22 protein-coding genes are annotated in these 20,677 nt (G+C 67.9%); 12 read left to right on the plus strand and 10 right to left on the minus strand.

The genetic code is table 11. From position 1 onward, the window contains the following. Positions 1-26: 26 nt before the first annotated feature. From U1872_RS00275 to U1872_RS00295, 5 genes are all read left to right on the plus strand, one after another. A complete protein-coding gene (locus tag U1872_RS00275) occupies positions 27-2,066 on the plus strand; it encodes a protein-disulfide reductase DsbD family protein (protein ID WP_332790887.1) in 2,040 nt (679 codons plus the stop codon). Beyond that, positions 2,063-2,914, plus strand: coding sequence for a subclass B3 metallo-beta-lactamase (gene bla / locus U1872_RS00280; protein WP_332790888.1), 852 nt, complete (start codon positions 2,063-2,065; stop codon positions 2,912-2,914). The genes U1872_RS00275 and bla overlap by 4 nt, the downstream gene beginning before the upstream one ends. Before the next feature lie 89 nt (positions 2,915-3,003). Then, on the plus strand, positions 3,004-4,494 hold the full coding sequence (locus U1872_RS00285) for a circularly permuted type 2 ATP-grasp protein (protein ID WP_332790889.1): 1,491 nt from the start codon (positions 3,004-3,006) through the stop codon (positions 4,492-4,494). A gap of 166 nt (positions 4,495-4,660) precedes the next feature. Next, on the plus strand, positions 4,661-5,596 hold the full coding sequence (locus U1872_RS00290) for an alpha-E domain-containing protein (protein ID WP_332790890.1): 936 nt from the start codon (positions 4,661-4,663) through the stop codon (positions 5,594-5,596). 16 nt (positions 5,597-5,612) lie between these two features. Beyond that, positions 5,613-6,425, plus strand: coding sequence for a transglutaminase family protein (locus tag U1872_RS00295; RefSeq protein ID WP_332790891.1), 813 nt, complete (start codon positions 5,613-5,615; stop codon positions 6,423-6,425). A gap of 29 nt (positions 6,426-6,454) precedes the next feature. Here U1872_RS00295 and U1872_RS00300 read toward each other — a convergent pair whose 3' ends face one another. Further along, positions 6,455-7,258 (minus strand): arginyltransferase, encoded by an 804-nt coding sequence (locus U1872_RS00300; RefSeq protein WP_332790892.1) that lies wholly within the window; start codon positions 7,256-7,258, stop codon positions 6,455-6,457. 218 nt (positions 7,259-7,476) lie between these two features. After that, on the minus strand, positions 7,477-8,715 hold the full coding sequence (locus tag U1872_RS00305; protein WP_332790893.1) for a threonine ammonia-lyase: 1,239 nt from the start codon (positions 8,713-8,715) through the stop codon (positions 7,477-7,479). Positions 8,716-8,793: 78 nt separating this feature from the next. Here U1872_RS00305 and U1872_RS00310 point away from each other — a divergent pair, with 78 nt between their 5' ends. Further along, a complete protein-coding gene (locus tag U1872_RS00310; RefSeq protein WP_332790894.1) occupies positions 8,794-10,467 on the plus strand; it encodes an amidohydrolase in 1,674 nt (557 codons plus the stop codon). A gap of 78 nt (positions 10,468-10,545) precedes the next feature. Here U1872_RS00310 and ctrA read toward each other — a convergent pair whose 3' ends face one another. Next, positions 10,546-11,253 (minus strand): response regulator transcription factor CtrA, encoded by a 708-nt coding sequence (gene ctrA, locus U1872_RS00315; protein ID WP_332790895.1) that lies wholly within the window; start codon positions 11,251-11,253, stop codon positions 10,546-10,548. A gap of 137 nt (positions 11,254-11,390) precedes the next feature. Continuing rightward, positions 11,391-12,026: an AI-2E family transporter gene (locus U1872_RS00320; protein WP_503654081.1), complete on the minus strand. Its 636-nt coding sequence runs from the start codon at positions 12,024-12,026 to the stop codon at positions 11,391-11,393. Here U1872_RS00320 and U1872_RS00325 point away from each other — a divergent pair. Further along, positions 11,986-12,123, plus strand: coding sequence for a hypothetical protein (locus U1872_RS00325; protein ID WP_332790897.1), 138 nt, complete (start codon positions 11,986-11,988; stop codon positions 12,121-12,123). The genes U1872_RS00320 and U1872_RS00325 overlap by 41 nt on opposite strands. On the opposite strand, the gene U1872_RS00330 is transcribed toward U1872_RS00325, so the two are convergent. Both U1872_RS00330 and U1872_RS00335 read right to left on the minus strand, forming a co-directional pair. Next, complete coding sequence (locus tag U1872_RS00330; RefSeq protein ID WP_332790898.1) at positions 12,120-12,434, minus strand: hypothetical protein; 315 nt, start codon at positions 12,432-12,434, stop codon at positions 12,120-12,122. The genes U1872_RS00325 and U1872_RS00330 overlap by 4 nt on opposite strands. After that, a complete protein-coding gene (locus U1872_RS00335; RefSeq protein WP_332790899.1) occupies positions 12,431-13,336 on the minus strand; it encodes a LysR family transcriptional regulator in 906 nt (301 codons plus the stop codon). The genes U1872_RS00330 and U1872_RS00335 overlap by 4 nt, the downstream gene beginning before the upstream one ends. Before the next feature lie 169 nt (positions 13,337-13,505). On the opposite strand from U1872_RS00335, the gene U1872_RS00340 reads away from it, so the two are divergent. Further along, the gene (locus tag U1872_RS00340) at positions 13,506-14,204 is read left to right on the plus strand and encodes a pirin family protein (protein WP_332790900.1); all 699 of its coding nucleotides are present in this window, start codon (positions 13,506-13,508) and stop codon (positions 14,202-14,204) included. Positions 14,205-14,377: 173 nt separating this feature from the next. Continuing rightward, the gene (wrbA, locus tag U1872_RS00345; RefSeq protein WP_332790901.1) at positions 14,378-14,980 is read left to right on the plus strand and encodes an NAD(P)H:quinone oxidoreductase; all 603 of its coding nucleotides are present in this window, start codon (positions 14,378-14,380) and stop codon (positions 14,978-14,980) included. Here wrbA and U1872_RS00350 read toward each other — a convergent pair. Further along, on the minus strand, positions 14,970-15,842 hold the full coding sequence (locus U1872_RS00350) for a M15 family metallopeptidase (RefSeq protein WP_332790902.1): 873 nt from the start codon (positions 15,840-15,842) through the stop codon (positions 14,970-14,972). The genes wrbA and U1872_RS00350 overlap by 11 nt on opposite strands. Positions 15,843-15,891: 49 nt before the next feature. Here U1872_RS00350 and U1872_RS00355 point away from each other — a divergent pair, with 49 nt between their 5' ends. Continuing rightward, on the plus strand, positions 15,892-16,566 hold the full coding sequence (locus U1872_RS00355; RefSeq protein WP_332790903.1) for an RluA family pseudouridine synthase: 675 nt from the start codon (positions 15,892-15,894) through the stop codon (positions 16,564-16,566). A 54-nt stretch (positions 16,567-16,620) separates the two neighbouring features. On the opposite strand, the gene arfB is transcribed toward U1872_RS00355, so the two are convergent. Then, positions 16,621-17,043: an alternative ribosome rescue aminoacyl-tRNA hydrolase ArfB gene (gene arfB, locus U1872_RS00360; protein WP_332790904.1), complete on the minus strand. Its 423-nt coding sequence runs from the start codon at positions 17,041-17,043 to the stop codon at positions 16,621-16,623. 84 nt (positions 17,044-17,127) lie between these two features. Between arfB and msrC the strand changes: the two genes are divergently transcribed. Beyond that, positions 17,128-17,613, plus strand: a complete 486-nt coding sequence (gene msrC / locus U1872_RS00365) for a free L-methionine (R)-S-oxide reductase MsrC (RefSeq protein WP_332790905.1) — start codon at positions 17,128-17,130, stop codon at positions 17,611-17,613. A 111-nt stretch (positions 17,614-17,724) separates the two neighbouring features. Further along, positions 17,725-18,621: an RcnB family protein gene (locus U1872_RS00370; protein WP_332790906.1), complete on the plus strand. Its 897-nt coding sequence runs from the start codon at positions 17,725-17,727 to the stop codon at positions 18,619-18,621. A 43-nt stretch (positions 18,622-18,664) separates the two neighbouring features. Here the strand turns inward: U1872_RS00370 and U1872_RS00375 are convergent, their stop codons facing one another. Together U1872_RS00375 and U1872_RS00380 are read right to left on the minus strand one after the other, a co-directional pair. Then, complete coding sequence (locus U1872_RS00375) at positions 18,665-19,984, minus strand: M20/M25/M40 family metallo-hydrolase (RefSeq protein ID WP_443025293.1); 1,320 nt, start codon at positions 19,982-19,984, stop codon at positions 18,665-18,667. 151 nt (positions 19,985-20,135) lie between these two features. Continuing rightward, a complete protein-coding gene (locus U1872_RS00380; RefSeq protein ID WP_332790907.1) occupies positions 20,136-20,591 on the minus strand; it encodes a universal stress protein in 456 nt (151 codons plus the stop codon). Between the last annotated feature and the right edge of the window lie 86 nt (positions 20,592-20,677).

Raw genomic sequence — 20,677 nt, forward strand, 5'->3', positions numbered from 1 at the left:
TGCGCGCGACCTACAAGGATGTGCGGATGCGCTGGTTTCATTTCGGCTTGATGACGGTTCTGGCGTTGCTGACGGCAAGCGTCGTGCAAGCTGACGGTGGCCCGATCGGCGCGCCGGGCGCGCATCACCTGGCGATCACGCTGGTGGCGGAGAGCACGACGCCGGCGGCCGGGTCGACCGTCACGGTCGCGCTGGCGACGGTGCCCGAGGCGGGCTGGCACGGCTATTGGGAGAACCCGGGTGACGCGGGCTTCTCGGCCAAGCTCGAATGGAAACTGCCCAAGGGCGTGACCGCGAGCGAGCCGGTCTATCCGGTGCCGGGGCGGCTCGTCGTCGCCGATCTGATGAACTATGTGTTCGAAAAGCCCTATGCGCCGCTCGTCACGCTCAAGGTGCCGGCGGGTCTTGCTGCCGGGACCGCGCTGCCGATCACACTGCATACGACCTATCTCGTCTGCTCCGCGACGGTGTGCGTGCCCGAAGCGGCCGATCTGTCGCTTACGCTGACCGTTGGCGACGGCGCGATCGCGCCCGACACGCAGGCGCGTTTCGACGCATGGCGCCGCGCGGTGCCCAAGCCGCTTGATGCGAATGGCACCTTCCAGGCGAGCAACGGCCGAATCCGGATCGCGATTCCCTATCCGGCCGGCGCCGTGCCCAGGGATGCCTATTTCTACCCGGTCACCACCGGTTTGCTTGATTATAACGCGCCGCAGAGCGTGACGCAGGATGGCGATCGGCTGATCGTCGAGACCAAGGCCGGCGCGGCCGGCGGGGCAGGGCCGCTCGTCGGCGTGCTGCAGATCGGCGCGCAGCAGGGGCTGCGCGTGACCGCCAATGCCGGCACCGTCGCCGCGACGGTGGCCACGTCGACCGGGCCCGCCGGCGGCGTATTGACGGCAACGCTGATTGCCTTTGCTGGTGCGATGCTTGGCGGGTTGATCCTCAACATCATGCCGTGCGTCTTCCCGATTCTCAGCCTCAAGGCGCTGAGCCTCGCGCGCGGCCATCTCGACGAGGGCGCGGCGCGCCGCGAGGCGCTGGCCTACACCGGCGGCGTCGTCGCGGTGTGCGTCGGGCTTGGCGCGGCGATCCTTGCTTTGCGCGCTGGCGGCACCGCGGTCGGCTGGGCATTCCAGCTACAGGATCCGCGCGCGATCGTCGTGCTGCTGCTGCTGACGGTGGCGCTGTCGCTCAACCTTGGCGGGCTGTTCGAGATCCCGACGCCGCAATTCGTCAACCGCTCGGGCGGGGCGGGCGGCGCGTTCGCGACCGGTGCGCTCGCGGCGTTCATCGCGACGCCGTGCACCGGGCCGTTCATGGGCGCAGCGCTGGGGGCCGCACTGGTGCTGCCATGGCCGGCGGCGCTCGCGGTGTTCGCGGGGCTGGGGCTCGGGCTTGCGATCCCGTTCCTCGCGCTCGGCTTCGTGCCGGCGTTGCGCAAGCGGCTGCCCAAGCCCGGTGCGTGGATGGAGACCTTCCGCCACATCCTGTCGGTGCCGATGTGGCTGACCGCGCTTGCGCTCGCGTGGGTGCTCGGGCGGCAGGCGGGGGTCAACGGCCTGATACTCGGGCTCGGCGCGGCGCTGTTTGCAGGCTTTGCGCTGTGGATCGGCGGGCGGCGCCAGGCACGCGGGCTGGCGTTCGGCTGGGGCGCGTTGCTCGCGCTGCTGATCGTGACGGTCGGCGGCGCGGCGCTCGTGTCGCGCGCGCCGGCGCAGGCGGCGGTGGCGGAAGCCGGCAGCGAGCCCTTCACCGAAGCGCGGCTCGAGGCGTTGCGCAAGGCGGGTCGGCCGGTGTTCGTCTATTTCACTGCCGACTGGTGCCTGACGTGCAAGGTCAACGAAAAGGCCGCGATCGAGACCGATGCGACGCGCAAAAGCTTCGCCGATCACAAGGTCGCGGTGCTGCTCGGCGACTGGACCAATGGCGATGCGACGATGGGCCGCTTCATCGAGGCACATAACCGTGCGGGGGTGCCGCTGTACCTCTATTACGCGCCGGGCGCGGCCGAACCGCGCGTCTTGCCGCAGGTGCTGACATCGGGGATGCTGGCGGCACTATGATCGCGCGCTTGCTCGCCTGCCTGGCGGTCCTGCTGTTCGGGAGCGGGGCGGCGCTTGCGCAGTCGCCGCCCGATTGGTCGCAAGCGACCCCACCGTTCCATATTGCCGGGCCGGTCTGGTATGTCGGAACGAAGGGGCTCGGCGTCTATGCGATCGTTACGCGCGACGGCACGATCCTGGTGAGCGGGCCGCTGGCGCAGAGCGCCGGGCTGGTCGAACGCAATCTCGCGACGATCGGCGTGCGGCCGCAGCAGATCCGATGGATCCTCAATTCGCATGCACATTTCGACCATGCCGCGGCGTTTGCTGAACTGCGCCGCTGGAGCGGCGCCAAGCTCGTCGCCTCGGCTGGAGATGCGCCAGCGCTGCGCCGCGGCCGGCACGAGGCCGACAATGAGAACGGCCATACCCGCTTCGCACCGGTCCCGGTCGACCGGATCGTGCGCGATGGCGAACAGGTCCGCGTCGGTCGCGTGGCGCTCACCGCGGTGCTGACACCGGGGCATACGCCGGGCTGCACGACCTGGACGATGCCGGTGGTCGAGCGCGGACGGCGGTTGACCGTGGTGTTCCCGTGCAGCGTGACGGTCGCGGGCAATCGCCTGATCGGCAATCGCGCCTATCCCGGCATCGTCGGCGATTATCGCCGCAGCCTGGATCGGCTGGCGGCGCTGCCCGCCGACATCGTCCTGCCGATGCACCCCGACCAGGTCGGTTTGCTCGGCCAGGCCAGGCGTCGGGATGCGGGGGCGGCGGACGCGTTCGTCGATCCAGCGATGCTCCCGCATCTGGTGGCGGAGGCGCGGCGCGCCTTTGCCAGCGCGTTGGCGCGGGACCGCACGCGCTAGACAGCAGATTTCTTTTCAGCGGCGCTTGTGCGGCGCAACAATCCATCGCAGCATGGAACCCAAGAGGTATTTGGGGGCTTTACCGTTCGATGGGGACACGACCGGCGTTTGACGAGATTATGGGGCAGGCGGGCTCGACCACGCCGCGCGATGAGCTCGCCGCGCTGGGCGCGTGGATCGAAGGCACGCCCGACGCCGAGCTGCGCCGCCGGCAACAGTCGGCAGAGGCGACCTTCCGGCAGCTCGGCATCACTTTTGCGGTCTATGGCGACAGCGATGCGAGCGAGCGGATCATTCCCTTCGACATCGTCCCGCGCATCTTCCTGGCGGACGAGTGGGAACGGCTGTCGGCCGGTCTCGTCCAACGCGTCGAGGCGATCAACGCCTTCCTCCACGACATTTACGGCGAACGTCGAATCCTCGCCGAAGGCGTGCTGCCGCCCGACCTGATCTTCGGCAATCCGCAGTTCCGCCCCGAGATCGCCGGCATCCGCCCGCCGCACGACATCTGGGCGCATATCTGCGGCATCGATCTGGTGCGCACCGGGCCCGACGATTTCTTCGTGCTCGAGGACAATGCGCGCACGCCCTCGGGGGTGAGCTACATGCTCGAAAATCGCGAGGCGATGCTGCGGCTGTGTCCCGAACTGTTCCGCGATTTCCGCGTCGCGGCGGTCGACAGCTATCCCGATCGCCTGCTCGAGACGATGAAATCGGTCGCGCCGGTAGGGGTCGCCGCCCCGGTCTGCGTCGTGCTGACGCCGGGTCATTTCAATTCGGCTTATTACGAACACAGTTTCCTTGCCGATTCGATGGGAATCGAGCTGGTCGAGGCGGCCGATCTCGTCGTCGACGACGATATTGTGTGGATGCGGACGATCGCCGGTCGCGTGAAGGTCGACGTGATCTACCGCCGGATCGACGACGATTATCTCGACCCCCTGGTGTTCCGGGCGGATTCGATGCTCGGCGTTCCCGGGCTTATCGCGGCCTATGCGGCGGGGAATGTCGCGCTGATCAACGCGCCGGGTAATGGCATCGCCGACGACAAGGCGATCTATTCCTACATGCCCGAGATCGTGAAATTCTATTCGGGCGGCGAGGCCAAGTTGCCAAACGTCGAGACGTGGCGCTGCCGTGAACCGCAGGCGCTGAAGTATGTGCTCGACAATCTCGCGGACGTCGTCGTCAAGCTGGTCGACGGGTCGGGCGGGTACGGAATGCTGGTCGGGCCGACCGCGACCAAGGCCGAGATCGAAACCTTCCGCGCCGCGCTGATCGCCGAGCCACACCGCTACATCGCGCAGCCGACGCTCGCGCTGTCCACGGTGCCGACGCTGGCCAATACCGGGCTGGCGCCGCGCCATGTCGATTTCCGGCCGTTCGTCCTCACCGGATCGAAGGGTGTGCAGGTCGTTCCCGGCGGATTGACGCGCGTGGCACTCAAGGAGGGATCGCTGGTGGTGAATTCCTCGCAGGGGGGCGGGACGAAGGACAGCTTCGTGCTGATGGACAATGGTGCTGGCGGCGGCGAGGCACCGCTCCGGTCGCAGACCCAGACGCAGGAGCAGGGGGCGTGAGCGCCGCTCTTAGATCCTCCCCTGCACGGGGGGCGGAACCATTTTGCCTCTTTCGGGAAAATGGAGGAGGGGGCGTCCCGCAAACGTTCCCCCTGCGGCGGTCCCCCTCCACCACCAGCCTGAAGAAGGCTGGCGGTCCCCCTCCCCGTGCCGGGGAGGATTTTGGATGCTGAGCCGTACTGCTTCCTCGCTCTATTGGCTCGGCCGCTATGTAGAGCGGACCGACTTCATTGCGCGGCTGGTCGAGGCCACCGTGAGGCTCGACGTGCTCTCGCCGCGCCCGGCGGGCGAGGCGGCGTGGGCGTCGGCGCTCGCCGTGACCGAAACCGACAAGGCCTTCGCCGCGACCGGCCAGAGCATCTCGCAAGGCCCGGTCGCGCGCTTCCTGACGGTCGATTCGAGCCATGCCGGGTCGATCGTGCGGTCGCTCGACATGGCGCGCAACAATGCGCGTGCGGTCCGCACCGCGCTGACCAAAGAGGCCTGGACCGGGATCAATCGCGCCTGGCTGATCTTCGACAATCGCGCGAGCCCGGGCGGCGCGATGGCGACACTCAACCTGGTCGAGCAGGTCAAGGCCGAGACACGCGGCTTCGAAGGCGCGATCCACCGCATGCTGCGCAACCAGACGACCTGGTTCATCCGGCTGGGGCAGGCGATCGAACGCGCGGACAACACCGCGCGGCTGCTCGACGTCAAATATCATATCCTGCTGCCCAAGGGCGAGTCGGTCGGCGGCGTTGTCGATCGCGACCAGTGGACGACGATCCTCCAGACCGTGTCGGCCGTCACGGCCTATCGCTGGCTCTATTCCGAAGGATTGAAGCCCGCCAACGTGATCGACTTGCTGATCGCGCGGTCGGAGCTGCCGCGCAGCCTCGCGGCGTCGGTCGAGGAAGCGGTCGACATTCTCAACCTGCTTGCCAAGCGCACCGGGCTGCACGGCGAGGCTGACCGCATGGCGCGCAATCGCCACCAGCGGCTGGCGCGGACGCGCTCGGGCGAGGTGATCGCGCGTGGCCTGCACCAATATCTGCAGAGTTTCATCGCCGAAAATGATAATCTGCACATGGCGGTCGGTCGCCAGTTCAAGTTTACCTGATGGACGGGGCCTGAGCATGAGATTGGCGGTCGATCATCGCACGACGTATCGCTTCACCAGCCCGCAGGCGCGGCTGACCCAATTGCTCCGATTGACGCCCGAAGACACGCACGACCAATCGGTCGCGACGTGGAACCTTCACGTCGATTGCGACGCGCGGCTGCGCGTCGGGCGCGACGGCTTCGGCAATCGCACGACGATGCTGTATGTCGAAGGACCGATCGAAAGCATCGAGATCGCGGTGTCAGGCGAGGTGCTGACCAACCGTTCGAACGGGATCGTCCACGGTGGCCACGAACCGCTGCCGCCGGCGCTGTTTCTGCGCACGACACCGTTGACGACCGCGGATGCCGAGATCACCGACTTCGCGCAGGCGCTGAGCGAGATCGATCCGGTCGCGCGGCTGCATGCGCTCAACGGCGCATTGCACCGCCGCTTCAAGCTCGATCGCGGGCGCCCGGTTGCCGGGCGGACTGCGATCGAGGCGTTTGCGGAAGGTTCGGTCAGTTCGCGCGACCTGGCGCAATTGTTCGTCGCCGCCGCGCGCGCGATCGCGGTGCCGGCGCGCTACGTCTCCGGCTACAGCCCGGCCTGCATCGATGTCGAGGACGGACGCCCCGCGCCGCATGGCTGGGCCGAGGCGCATGTGTCCGGTCTTGGCTGGGTGGCCTTCGATCCGTGCACCGGCCTGTGTGCCGACGAGGCGTATGTGCGGGTAGCGGTGGCGCTCGATTCGGCCGGGGCGGCGCCGGTGGCGGGATCACGGCTCGGCGAGGGCGAGGAGTTGCTCGACGTCGACCTCCACGTCGATCGGGCGAATGGCCAATAGCGGCGGGCAATAGCCGCAGGCACTAGAGCTCAGGGTGTGGCGACCAGCTGTTCAGCCATGATCGCATATTTCTCCGCCGGTGGCGCATAGACCGCATCCTCGTCGATCAGCACGCTCCAGCCCCGCGGGCCGAGCACCTCGATCGGGCGGTAGCGGATCTTGTAGGCCATGCGGGGCGATCCCTTCACCCAGTACCCGAGATAGACGTAGGGTAGGCCGGCGGCGCGCGCGCGCAGGATATGATCCATGATGATCAGGTTGCCGAGGCCGGGGCGATCGACGGCGTCGGCGTCGAAGAAGCTGTAGATCATCGACAGGCCATCGGCCTGCTGGTCGGTCAGGCAGGCGCCGATCAGCTTGCCGCGTTCGCCATGCAGCGACGGCTCGCGATATTCTACGATGAAGCTGTTGACCGGCGAATGCTCGACCATGTCGGCATAATCGCCCTCGTCCATCTCGGCCATCCCGCCGCCGGGGTGGCGCGACGCGAGGTAGCGCCGCAGCAGCTGGAACTGTTCGTCGGTCGCCCACGGACGGCACGCCGAAACCTCGACATCGGCATTTTTGCGGATCTGCTTGCGTTGCGTCGCATTGGGCTCGAACTCGGACGCAACGACGCGGACAGAAACGCAGGCGGTGCAGCCCGAGCAGCTCGGGCGATAGGCAACCGACTGGCTGCGGCGAAAGCCGATGCGGCCAAGGGCATCGTTGAGATCGCCCGCTTGCTCGCCACGCAACTCGGTGAACACCTTACGTTCCTGGCGACCGGGCAAATAGGGGCAGGGGGACGGGCTGGTGACGAAAAATCTCGGAAATCGGAATGGCGCAGTCACCGCGATATCGTCCCTATTGATCGTTTTCGCCGTGATCGCCGCGGCCGCGCGCCGCCGTTATGAATCGTCCGAAACGTGATGAAAAGCGGATTTACCAACAAAGGTGGTTAACACGTAACCGACCGCCAGCTTTTGCGCTGTGGACGTCAAAATGCACCTATAAGGGTCCCCGCGCTAGAGTCGCGGGACTCGGCCTGCCGCACGCCAGATTCGCTTCGTCACGCGAGTTCGACGGTGCTCACGACATAGCCGGCGACGCCGAGCGCCTCGATCAGGCGATCGAGATGCGCGCGATCGCGCGTTTCGCACTCGACGTCGAGAAACAGCCCCTTCGCCGGCAATTTAGTGAAGATGCGCTGGTGCGACAGTTCGAGGATGTTGACGCGCTGCGCATCGAAGATCCGCGCGACGTTGAACAACGCGCCGGGCTGGTCCTGCAACCGGATCCGCAACCGTGCGAGCCGCCCCGAACGCGCAAGATCGCGCAGCAGCACGTTGGCGAGCAGCCGCGTGTCGATGTTGCCGCCGCACAGCACGATGCCGACGGTCTTGCCCGAAAAGCGCTCGGGATGCTGCAGCAGCGCGGCGAGCCCGGCGGCACCGGCACCCTCGACCACGGTCTTCTCGATCTGCAGCAGCAGGCTGACCGCGCGCTCGAGATTGCGTTCGCTGACCAAAACGATGTCGTCGACCAGCGCCTTGACCAGCACCGCGGTGATCGCCCCCGGCTCCTTGACGGCGATGCCCTCGGCCAGCGTATCGCCCGCGCACGGCATGTCGGTGCCGTTGAGGCGGTTGTACATCGAGGGGTAGAGCTCGGCCTCGACGCCGATCACTTCGATCGGATGATCGGCCGCTGCCGCCACCACCGACATGCCCGAGATGAGGCCGCCGCCGCCGATCGGGGTGAGGAAGGTGTCGATGCTCGGCACGTCCTGCAGCATCTCGATCGCGACGGTGCCTTGCCCGGCGATGACGCGGACGTCGTCGAACGGGTGGACGAAGGTCAGCCCGCACTCGGCCTCGAGCTCGCGCGCATGCGCGTAGGCGGCGTCGAACGTGTCGCCGTGCAGCACGACGGTGGCGCCATGCCCCTCGGTCTGCGTGACCTTCACGATCGGCGTGTTGGTCGGCATCACGATCGTCGCAGGGATGCCGAGCCGATTCGCGTGATACGCCAGGCCCTGCGCATGGTTGCCGGCCGAGGCGGCGATCACGCCGGTGGTACCCGCGGGCAGCTGCAGCAGCGTGTTGAGCGCGCCGCGCTCCTTATACGCCGCGGTGAACTGGAGGTTTTCGAACTTCAGATAGACCGTCGCGCCGGTCAGCTCGGACAGCGTCTTGGAAATGAAGGTCGGCGTCCGCACGATCTGATCGGCAATGCGGCCGTGCGCCGCCTGGACGTCGGCAAGCGTGACGGAAAGGGTGTCGGGCGCGGAGCGGAGATGGGTAGCCATAGCGTGGTCGCCTAGACCATCTGGCGCGGCGAAGGAACATTGCTTATCGCGAGGAGCAAATCTGGGACGTTCGATGCCATGACCGTAGCTTACCTTCTTCGTCGCGCCGGAATTTCGGCGGCCGTGCTGCTCTCCGTGGGGCTGAGCGCACCCGCGGCGCACGCCGATGCGCTGATCGACAACGTCAACGGCGTCACGCTCGACAAGGATGGCAAGGTCGTGCGCTTCACCGGCCTGCTGATCACGCCCGACGGCAAGGTGGCGAGACTGCTCTCCGACAGCGACAAGCGCCCCGCCAAGCTCGACTGGCGCGCCGACGAGAAGGGCAAGGTGCTGCTGCCGGGCTTCATCGATGCGCACGGCCATGTGATGGAACTGGGCTTCCGCGCGATCGAGCTCGATCTGTCGGGCGCGAAGTCGCTCGACGAGGCGAAGGCGCGGATCGCGGCCTATGCCGCGGCCAACCCCGAGAAGAAGTGGATCGTCGGCGGCGGCTGGAACCAGGAAGTGTGGGGGCTCGGCCGCTTCCCGACCGCGGCTGATCTCGACGGCGTGGTGAGCGATCGGCCGGTCTGGCTGTCGCGCGCCGACGGCCATGCCAGCTGGGGCAACAGCGCCGCGCTCAAGGCCGCTGGCATCACCGCCAAATCGGTGTCGCCGGCGGGCGGGCGGATCGAGAAGACCGGCGTGCAGCCGAGCGGGGTGTTCGTCGATGCGGCGCAGGCGCTGGTCGCCAAGGTCGTGCCGCAACCGCTCCCCAAGGAGCGCGACTTCGCCTTCCTCAAGGCGCAGGAGATCCTGCTCAGCTACGGCATCACCGCGACCGCCGACATGGGCACCGAGATGGACGACTGGCTGTCGTTCCGTCGCACCGGCGACGTCGGCAATCTGCGCGTGCGGATCATGAGCTATGCGATGGGCGTCGATACCGCGGTGCGGATCGGCGGCGCCGGGCCGACGCCGTGGCTGTACGACGACAAGCTGCGGATGGGCGGGGTCAAGCTCTATGCCGACGGCGCGCTCGGGTCGCGCGGCGCGTGGCTCAAGAAGCCGTATAGCGATGCGCCGGGCCAGTCGGGCGCGGGCTTCCTGTCGGACGACGTGATCCGCAACTATATGAGCCGCGCCGCGCTCGACCATTATCAGGTCGCCGTGCATGCGATCGGCGACCGCGCCAATGCCGAGGTGCTCGATGCGATCGACGACATGAGCGGTACCTACAAGGGCGATCGGCGCTGGCGGATCGAACATGCGCAGATCGTCGACCCCGCCGACCTGCCGCGGTTCGGCAAGAATGGCGTCATCGCCTCGATGCAGCCGATGCACCAGACCAGCGACCGTGCGATGGCCGAGGCGCGATTGGGCACCGACCGGCTCGCCGGCGCCTATGCCTGGGCGTCGATGCTGCGCAATGGCGCGACGCTGGCGTTCGGGTCGGATTATCCGGTCGAGAAGCCCGATCCATTCGCCGGCTGGGCAGCGGCGTTCACGCGGCAGGATGCCGACGGGCAGCCGTTCGGCGGCTGGCGCCCGGACGAGCGCGTCTCGCGCGAACAGGCGTGGTGGGCGTACACGGGGGCTGCGGCCTATGCCGGTTTTGCCGAGGACAAATTCGGGCGGCTGGGCGTGGGCCAGCGCGCCGACTTCATCCTCGTCGACCGCGACCCGCTGCTCGCCAGCCCGACCGAATTGCGCGCGACCAAGGTCGAGCAGACCTGGGTCGGTGGTGCGCGGGTGTGGAGCCGGAAGTAACTGACAGTAAAAGGGCCGCGACACCCCCCGATGTCGCGGCCCGGACCCCGGCGCGCCGGGGTAGGGAAACGGAGTGGATCAGGCGACTTCGGCGATAGCCGTGCCAACTTCGTCGGATTCGCGCAAAACATAGCCGCGGCCCCAGACGGTCTCGATATAATTTTCACCGTTACATGCCATCGACAGCTTCTTGCGCAGCTTGCAGATGAACACGTCGATGATCTTGAGCTCGGGCTCGTCCATCCCGCCGTAGAGGTGGTTGAGGAACATTTCCTTGGTCAGTGTGGTGCCCTTGCGCAGCGAGAGCAGCTCGAGCATCGCATATTCCTTGCCGGTCAGATGCACGCGCGCGCCATCGACTTCGACCGTCTTGGCGTCGAGATTGACCGCAAGCTTGCCGGTGCGGATGACCGACTGGCTGTGCCCCTTCGAGCGGCGGACGACGGCGTGGATGCGCGCGGTGAGCTCTTCGCGGTGGAACGGCTTGGTGACGTAATCGTCAGCGCCGAAGCCGAAGCTGCGGACCTTGCTGTCCATCTCGTTGATGCCCGACAGGATCAGCACCGGTGTCTGGACGCGCGCGACGCGCAATTTCTTGAGCACGTCATAGCCGTGCATGTCGGGCAAATTGAGGTCGAGCAGGATGATGTCGTAATCGTACAGCTTGCCCAGATCGAGGCCTTCTTCGCCGAGATCGGTCTTGTAGACGTTGAACCCTTCGGTCGTCAGCATGAGCTCGATCGCCTTCGCGGTCGTCGGCTCGTCCTCGATCAGCAATACGCGCATCTGGGCGGTCCCCGTTTTTCGTCAGCCGATCGGTGCTCCCTGCGGCCCGACTTGCCTGACATAAACCATTAACCTGATCAGTGATGAAGGCAAAAGGTTAATTTCATATTAAGCGGCCTGTATCCGCGAGTCGCGTACTATGGCAGCGGAGACTCCGGATCGCTCAGGTCTTCGCCCAGGACGTCGCGGAGATAGAGGCTGCGCACCAGCGTGTAGATCACGACCAGCAAGGCGGCCGAGAAGAACAGGCCGAACAGCCCGAAGACGAAGCCGATCGCGATGATCGCAAACACGGTGATTGCCGGCGGGATGTCGGTCACCCGGCTTTGCACGACCGGCGTGATGAAGTTGGTCTGGATCATCCGCACCACCGCATAGGTGACCAGCGTGCCGATCAGCGGCCCGGTCCCCGCGGTCGCGGCGATGCCGAGCGCCGGGAGCATCGCCGCGGTCGGCCCGACATAGGGCACGAACTCGCTCAAACCGGCGAGCAGGCCGAGCGCAGCGGCCGAGGGCACGCCCGCGATCCACAGCCCGCCGCCGACCAGCACGCCCATCGAGGTCATTCCGATCAACTCGGCGCGCAGCCACAGCCGAAGCGTGGTGCCGACGTCGTCGAGCGCATCGGCAAAGGCGGGGCGGACCGAGGGCGGCACCAGCAGCAAGGCGCCGCGACGATAGACGGCGGGATCTGCGGCGAAGAACAGCGCGCCGACCAGCAACAGGATGCAGTTGAGCACCAGCTCGGCACCGCCGCTGAGTAACCCGCCGATGTCGCGCGCGACGCGCGACCCGGCGAAGGCGGCCTTGACCGCCTCGACGATCTTCGCGCCGACCGGCGACTGCGACAGCCAGGCCGAGAGCTGCTAGAGCAGATCGGGCAGTTGCGTGACGAGCGCGTTGATCTGCTGTGCGAACTGCACGCCGAACAGCCAGCCGAGAAAGCCGATCACCGCCAGCACGGTGAACACCGCGAGCGGCATCGCGGCGCGCTTGGTCACGCGCGTGCCGTACAGATCGGCCAGCGCGCGGATCGCGACTGCGCCGAGCATCGAGCCGAAGGCGAGGATCAGCAGGTCGCTCGCGCGCCAGACCGCAGCGGCGATCGCCGCGATGACGATGACGATCAGGACTCGGCGGATGAAGCGGGCGTCGTCGGCGTCGGGAGCGAGCCGCTTCACGCCGCAGCCGCGCAGAGCGGTCGCAGCCGTTCGGTCAGGAAGTCCATCAACGCTTCGACCCGCGCCGGCCGCAGCGGGCTCGGCGGCGTCATCAGGTGCAGCGCGACGGGCGGACCGTGCCAGTCGGTCAGCACCGCCTCGAGCGTGCCCGCGGCAAGATCGGCGCCGACGATGAAATCGGGCAGCAAGGCAATGCCGAGCCCCGCGCGCAGCGCCGGCAGCAGTGCGTCGCCGTTGTTCGACGATAGCGGTCCCTGCGGACGCAGCGCCGCTTCGGCGCCATCGGGACCAAAGAAACGCCATGGCGCATTGACGTTGGTGTAGCCGAAACAGGGATGCTCGCCGAGCTGCGCGGGGTGCGTCGGGCGGCCGGCGCGGTCGAAATAGGCGGGCGAGGCGACGACATGAACGGAGATCGGGCCGAGCCGGCGCGCGCGCAGCGAGCTGTCGGGCAGCGCGGCGATCCGCAAGGCGATGTCGAAGCCCTCGGCAACGATGTCGACCTTGGCGTCGGACAGGTTGAGCTCGATCTCGAGCCCCGGGTTGCTCGCCAGGAACTCGGCGACGAGCGGTGCGATCCACGCTAGCCCCAGCGTCATCGGCGCGCTGAGCTTGACCAGCCCGGTCGGCGCGGTGGCGGCATCGTGCGCGGCTTCCTCGGCCGCGACCGCTTCGGCGAGGATGCGCGCGGCATGCTCGGCGAGGCCCTTGCCATTCTCGGTAAGCGTCAGCCGGCGCGAGGTGCGGTGGAACAGCGATTGGCCGAGATGCGCCTCGAGCCGGGTCACCGCCTTGGAGACGGTCGCCTTCGAAACGCCGATCGCGTCGGCCGCCCCGCTGAACGAACGGTGTTCGACGACGCTGGCGAAAATCGCCCAGGCTTCGAGATCGGGCAGACGCATGCCGGCTTCCTCACGGAAATGCGGTGGCGCTGTCAACGGAAACCGCACGGGTGCGCGCGCTGCTGCGCTGCTTATCCGGTGGTTTCGAAACGATCCGTTTCAGCTGTTTCCATTTACCGCGTGACGCACCGGCTTATCTAGGGAGCCAACAGATCGCCGGAGACACGTGATGATCGAGAAACGCCCGTTCGAAAGTCTTGGCCATGCCGAGCATGGCTGGCTGAATGCCCGCCACCATTTTTCGTTTGCCAATTATTACGAGCCCGCCCGCATGGGGTGGGGTGCGATCCGCGTGTGGAACGACGACGAGATCGCCGCCAACAGCGGCTTCCCGCCGCATCCGCACCGCGACATGGAGATCGTCACCTATGTCCGCGAGGGTGCGATCACGCACAAGGATTCGCTGGGCAACGAAGGCCGCACCGAGGCCGGCGACGTGCAGGTGATGAGCGCCGGCAGCGGCGTGCGGCATGCCGAATATAATCTCGAAGCGCAGAAGACGACGATCTTCCAGATCTGGATCGAACCGAGCCGCAAGGGCGGCGCGCCGAGCTGGGGCGCCAAGCCTTTCCCGAAGGACGATCGCTCGGGTCAGTTCGTGACGTTGGCGAGCGGCTTTGCCGAGGATGGCGACGCGCTGCCGATCCGCGCCGAGGCGCGCGTGCTCGCCGCGATGGTGCGCGCCGGCGAGACGATCACGCACGAGGTCGGTGTCGGGCGGCATGCCTATCTGGTGCCGGCGACCGGATCGATCGAGATTGGCGGCGAGACGTTCAAGGCACGCGACGGCGCGGCGATGGACGGCGGCCAGACGGTAACCATTACCGCGCTCGAGGATTCCGAACTGGTGCTGGTCGACAGCCAGTAACGGCGTTTCGCCCTCCCGCTTGCGGGAGGGGTTAGGGGAGGGGCGTGCAGCGAGCGCTACCCTCTCCTTTAGAGTTCCCTCCCCCAGCCCCTCCCGCAGGCGGGAGGGGAGCAAGCAGAAGCCCAACCCCTCCCGGAAGCGGGAGGGGAGTCAGAAGAAGAAGGACCATGACTATGACCAAAGTTCTCGTGCTCTATTACTCGTCCTACGGCCATATCGAGCAGATGGCCGATGCCGTCGCCGAAGGCGCGCGCTCGGCCGGTGCCGAAGTCGACATCCGCCGCGTCGCCGAAACCGCGCCGCAAGAGGTCATCGAGGCCGCGCATTTCAAGACCGATACCAAGCATGAGCTGATTTCGGGCCCGGATGCGCTTGCCGATTACGACGCGATCATCGTCGGTGCTCCGACCCGCTTCGGCCGCATGCCGAGCCAGATGGCATCGTTCTGGGACACCACCGGCGGTCTGTGGTTCACCGGCAAGCTGATCGGCAAGGTTGGCGGCGCGTTCACCGCGACCGCGAGCCAGCATGGCGGGCAGGAGACGACGTTGTTCTCGATCCTCACCAACCTGCTGCATCACGGCATGACGATCGTCGGGCTCGACTACGGCTTCCAGGACCAGATGGGCGTCGACAAGATCCGCGGCGGCTCGCCCTACGGCGCGACGACGATCGCGGGTGGCGACGGCAGCCGCCAGCCTGAGGAAGAAGAACTGGCCGGCGCCCGCTACCAGGGCAAGCGGATCGCCGAGACTGCCGCCAAGCTCAGCGCCTGACCTTGCGCCCCCGCCGGCTCGCCGGATCGATCAGCGGCGGGGGCCGCAACACCGGTGCGATGAAGACCGGCGTCGGTGCATAGGCGGTCAGCCAGGCGTCGGACACGTCGCCAATCGACGGGGCGGCCGGGAAGGTGGTGCGCGCGCGGGCGAAGGTGAGCCGCGCGCGCGCCGCGCCAATCCCGTTGATCGACGCGCCGACCCAGCGCCAATGCCAAGGCTCCCACGTCACGCCCTGCGCATTGCCGAGCGGGAACGACATTTCGAAACCATATTCGGGCGCGTGGGCGATCAGCCAGCGCCCGGCCGGCACGCTGGCGATGCAGGCATCGACATCGGCACAGCCGGACGACGGGCGGACGCCGAAGTCGATCGCATAGCCGGTGGCGTGCTCGCTATAGCCCGGCGGGGCGACGTAGCGCGACCGCTCGACCGGATCGCCGCATGTCCCGGGCCGGGCGCTGCGGCAGAACACCGCGCGTTGATGCGCGATCGCGCGGAAGCAGGACACGCCGCGCAGCGTCGTGCCGACGCCGGGCATACGGCCGGCCGCGACGAGCATGCGCGCGAGATCGGCCGCCATGTCGCGGTGGACGAGGCATGGCTGGCCTTGCGCGAACCCCAACGGAGCGCTCGTCAGGTCGCTGCGGGACACTTCGGCATAGGGCAGGTGCCCGATCATGCGGCCATCGGCCATCGGCGCGGGCAGATCGCCCGGAAAGACGCCCGACGGCAGCGGGGTGCGCACGGGGGCGTTGCGCACGGGGCCTTGCAGCGGCGGCGCAGCCGCGGCGGCCGGCTCGGACGGAGCCAGCCCGGCAAGCATCATCGCGATCCCGATCGCCGATCTTGTGCTGCCCATCACGGCGCGCGCTCTGGCATGTCGGCGCTTGCGGTGGCAAGGGGACACGATGCTGGCAAATCATGTTCTCTTTCTCGACGGCGAGGCGCTCGTCATCGACAAGCCCGCCGGGCTCCCGGTCGACCGTCCGCGTGACGGATCGCTGTCCCTGGAAAACCATCTCGACGGGCTGACCTTCGCGTTCAAGCGTTGGCCGGTGCCGGTGCACCGGCTCGACCGCGACACGTCGGGCTGCCTGCTGCTGTCGCGCAACCCCAAGGCGCACGCGCGGCTGCAACAGGCGTTCGAGCAGGGGCTGGTGCGCAAGCGCTATCTCGCGGTGCTCGACGGTGTGGTCGAGGGTGAGAGCGGCCTTATCGACTTGGCGCTCGCCAAGGTCAGCACCGCGGAGGACGGCTGGCGGATGGTCGGCGATCCGCTCGGGGCCAAGGGCAGCAAGGCGTCGCGCACCGCGTGGCGCGTGCTCGAGATCAAGGACGGGCGCAGCTTCGTCGAGTTCATCCCCGAGACCGGTCGCACGCACCAGATCCGCGTCCACGCCGCCGAGGCGCTCGGCGCAGCGGTGGTCGGCGACCCGATCTACGGCAACGGCACCAAAGCGAACGGCAGTGCGACGTTGCTCCACGCCGCCGAACTGACCGTGCCGCGCGCGGGCAAGGAGCCGATCATCGCCAAGGCGCCCTTGCCCGAGCGCTTCATCGCGGCGGGGTTCAGCGAGGGCTGATCGGGCGCGAATGGCGCTCGGCGCGACGCCGACACCAGGTTGAGGCCGCTGTCCTCAGTCGGTGACCTTGCCGCGCAGCGATTTCACGGTCGAGCGCTTGGTCTTGCCCTCCATCCGCTTCGCCTTGGCGGCCTTCGACGGCTTGGTCGGGCGGCGGCGCTTGGGGACGACGGTGGCTTCGCGGATCATTTCGACCAGCCGTTCGCGCACTTCGGCGCGGTTGAGCAATTGCGAGCGGGCGCCTTCGCTGCGCAGCACCAGCACGCCCTCGCGCGTCAGCCGCGATCCCGCCAGCACGGCGAGGCGGTTCTTCACCGCGAGCGGCAGCGATGGCGAGTTGCCGACGTCGAAGCGCAGCAGCACCGCGCTGTCGGTGGTGTTGACGTGCTGCCCGCCCGGCCCGCCGGCGCGGGTGAACGATTCCTGCAGTTCGTCGCTGTCGATGCTGATCGAGCGGGTGACGGGGATGGCGGCCATCGCCGCTCCTTAAAACATGTCCGCCGCCGGGTCGATTGCGGCGACGGGGTTTCGCGCGCGGCGCCGAGCCGATAGGGAAGCGCGATGTACGACTTCACGATCGACCAAGGGTCGAAAGCCACCCTCTACCGCGACGTGCTGGCAGCGCTCGACGCGCTGACCGCCGGCGAGAGCGACGCCGTCGCCAACATGGCAAACAGCGCGGCATTGCTGTGGCAATATCTGCCCGATCTCAATTGGGCGGGATTCTACCGGATGGTGGCGGGCGAGCTGGTCGTCGGGCCGTTCCTCGGCAAGCCGGCGTGCATCCGCATCAAGGTCGGCGACGGCGTGTGCGGAGCGGCGGCGGCGACGCGCGAGACGCAGCTGGTCGAGGACGTCCATGCCTTCCCCGGCCACATCGCCTGCGACGCGGCGAGCCGATCCGAACTGGTCGTGCCGATCGTCCATGACGGGCGGCTGCTCGGCGTGCTCGATCTCGACAGCCCGCTGCCGGCGCGCTTCGACGCGGTCGATGCCGCCGGGTGCGAGGCGCTGGTCGCGCTGCTGGCGCCGCGGATCGCGGGCTGATCCGTTTCGGGACTCATCGCGATATGGCGAAAAACCGGGGGAAATGGTAGCTGCGGGGTTAATGATAATGATGCGGCGCCCTGCAAACGCGCCGATTTCGGAGGTTTACCCATGCGAACCCTAGCCGTTGCGGCCCTCACGATGGTTACTGCGTTCAGCGCGAGCGGCGCCGAGGCGCAGCGACTCGGGCATGGTGGAAGCTATCCGGGCACGACCTATCCGGCACCGGGCGCCGGCGGACAGATGCTGCCGCCGCCGCAGATGCCGCAGCCGGCGCCCAACATGCCGCGTCCGACGATGCAGCGGCCGCCGATGGCGCAGGGCGGCCAGACCTATCCCGGGTCGCGGCCGGGCCAGCGGCCCGATCATCACCGGTGGGGCGGCATGGCGGGCGGGCGCTGGCAGGGCGGCAGCAATGCGCCGGGCGGCTGGAACGCCTATCGCCGCCCGTCGCGCGGCTACCACGTGCCACGCTACTGGAATTCGCCGAGCTTCTACCTCGGCGACTATGCCGGCTACGGGCTCGGCGCGCCGCCGCAGGGCTATGGCTGGTACCGCTATTATGACGACGCCGTGCTGCTCGATTCGCGCGGGCAGGTCTTCGACTCGGTCAACGGCGTCGATTGGGACGGCGGCTATGACGATGGCTATGGCTATGGCGCGGAGAGCTATGGTTCGGCCTATGCGCAGGGTGGCGGCTATGCGCGCGGCTATCCGCCCCAATATGCACCCCAGTATCCGGCGCTGCCGCCGGTCGTGCAGAATGGCAACGTGACGACCTACACCACCAGCTCGGGATATGTTCCGGGCGGCTATTATGGCGGCGCGACGACGACGGTGGTGACGATCCAGGCGCCGCCCACGATCACGACGACGACCACCGAATATATCGAGGAAAGCACGCGCACCGTCGTGCCACGCCGGATCTATCGCGCGAAGAAGCGCTATTATCGCCCGGTGCGCCGCAAATGCGCCTGCCAGGTCGAGCGGCCGGTTCTCGGCAGCTGACCCGGTCGCTTCCCCGGCGCAGGCCGGGGAAGCGCACGGCCGCTCAGCGTGCGCGCGGTTCGGGCCCGGCGAAGGTCACCACGCTCTCCGACCCGTCGGCCGCCACCGCCGCGACACCGACGAAATGATCGTCGACGCTGATATCTTTAAGCACCGTGCTCGCCGCGCTGCCGGTGACGTCGACCGATTTCTGCCAGTCCTGCGTGTCGTTGCGGCGCCAGTGGACACGGTATGCGGTCGCCCCGGCGACCGGCTGCCATTTGACCGTCGTGTCGAAGCTCAGCGCGCCCGCGATCGTCACGCCCTCGGGCGCGGCCGGCGCGGCGGCGAGGCGGCGGATCGTCGCGACGTTGATCGCGGTGACCTTGGCGAGATAGGGGAAGTCCATCTTGTCGATCGTGTCGCCGTAGGGAATGCCGTTCTCGACGCGCAGGTCCTGGTGCTGCTGCGTCCAATTCTCGGCGCCGACCGAGAAGCGCACCGCGGGATAGCCGAGTTTGAGGAACGGCTCATGGTCGCCGCCGCGGCCGAAGCGATCGGGACGGCGGTCTAGGAAGACGTCGAGCCCGCCGGGGATCGTGCCCGCGACGCCGTCGATCGTCTTGGCGAGGCTGCGCGAGGGCCCGTCATCCTCACCGCCGTTGCCGCGCCGGGCAAGCTGCGCGGGAACATCCTCGGACGCGCGGATCCCTTCGGAAAAGACGCGGACGCGGTCGGCGACGCGGACGCCATTCTGCCCCATCGTGTTGCCGACGATGTCGTTGTTGAGCATCGCCGAGACGGTCCAGCCGCGCTGCTTGGCGGTGTCGGCGAGCAGGGTGCCGCCGAACAGCCCCTGCTCCTCGCCCGAGAAGATCGCGTAGACGATCGTCGCGCGGAATTTTTCTTTCGACAGGATCCGTGCCGCCTCGAGCACGAGCGCCACGCCCGAGGCGTCGTCATTGGCGCCCGGCGCATCCTTGGTGATGTCCATCACGTCGGTGACGCGGCTGTCGATATGCGCGCCGACGATGATCACGCGCTTGGGGTCGAGCCCCTGCTGGAAGCCGAGCACGTCGACGACGTTGACGCCGCTCGGCGCGCGCGCGTTCGTGAAGGTGCGCGCGACATTGGCGACGGTGATGCAACCGCCGCACGCATCGGCCAGCCGCGTCAGTTCGCCACCGGCCCAGCTGCGCGCGGCGCCGATGCCGCGGACGGGGTCTTCGGGCGACGACAGCGTGTGGCGGGTGCCGAAGCTGACGAGCTTCTCGACCGTCGCCTTGAGGCGTGCCGGGTCGGGCGCGGGGTTCGGCGCGTCCTTGGCGAAGGCGGGGGTGGCGAGGATCGCGAGCATTGCCGCGGCGGTTGGGAAAGTGCGCATTGCGATATGGTGGCGGGATATCAGGAGCGACGCAAGTTGCCTCCCCGCCCTGGAAGGGAGGGCTGGGGGGTGGGTCGGCCGAGGGCGGAGGTCGGACGTCACAACGGGCCGACCCACCCCCAGCCCCTCCCTTCCAGGGAGGGGAGGCAACTTAGCTCAGCCGGTCGATCGCGTCGCGGTCGAGCGAGCCGGGGATGATCATCAGCGGGATCGACAGCGCGCCGGCTTCGGCACCGGCGAAATGCGCGACGAGCGGGCCGGGCACGCCGCTCGGCGCGGCGGCGAGCACGAGGGCTGCGATCTCGGGATTGGCGGCGATCATGTCGCGGATCACCTTGGGGCCTTCGCCCTGCTGGACGGTGATCGTCGGCCGCAGCCCCGATTCCTGGATCAGCGCGCCCGCCGCGGCGGTGACGAGCCCCTCGGCATGCTGGCGCGCCTCATCCTCGATCGTCGCCTGGATGCCGGCGAAGGCGGTAAATTCGGCCGGGGGGATCATCGCCAGGATCTGTACGCCACCGCCGGTCTTGACCGCGCGGCGCGCGGCGAAGCGTAGCGCGATGCTGCTCTCTGGCGTTTCGTCGATCACGACCAGATAGGTCCGCATGCTTTTCGCCCCCCAAAAGCGCTTTGTCTGCGCGTTAGGTGGGCCTGACGGCACGTTCGTGCAAGCCACGGCCTTGACCCGCCGCG

Origin of the sequence: Parasphingomonas frigoris (assembly GCF_036663815.1) — a bacterium.
In the GTDB taxonomy this organism is placed as follows: Bacteria; Pseudomonadota; Alphaproteobacteria; order Sphingomonadales; family Sphingomonadaceae; genus Sphingomonas.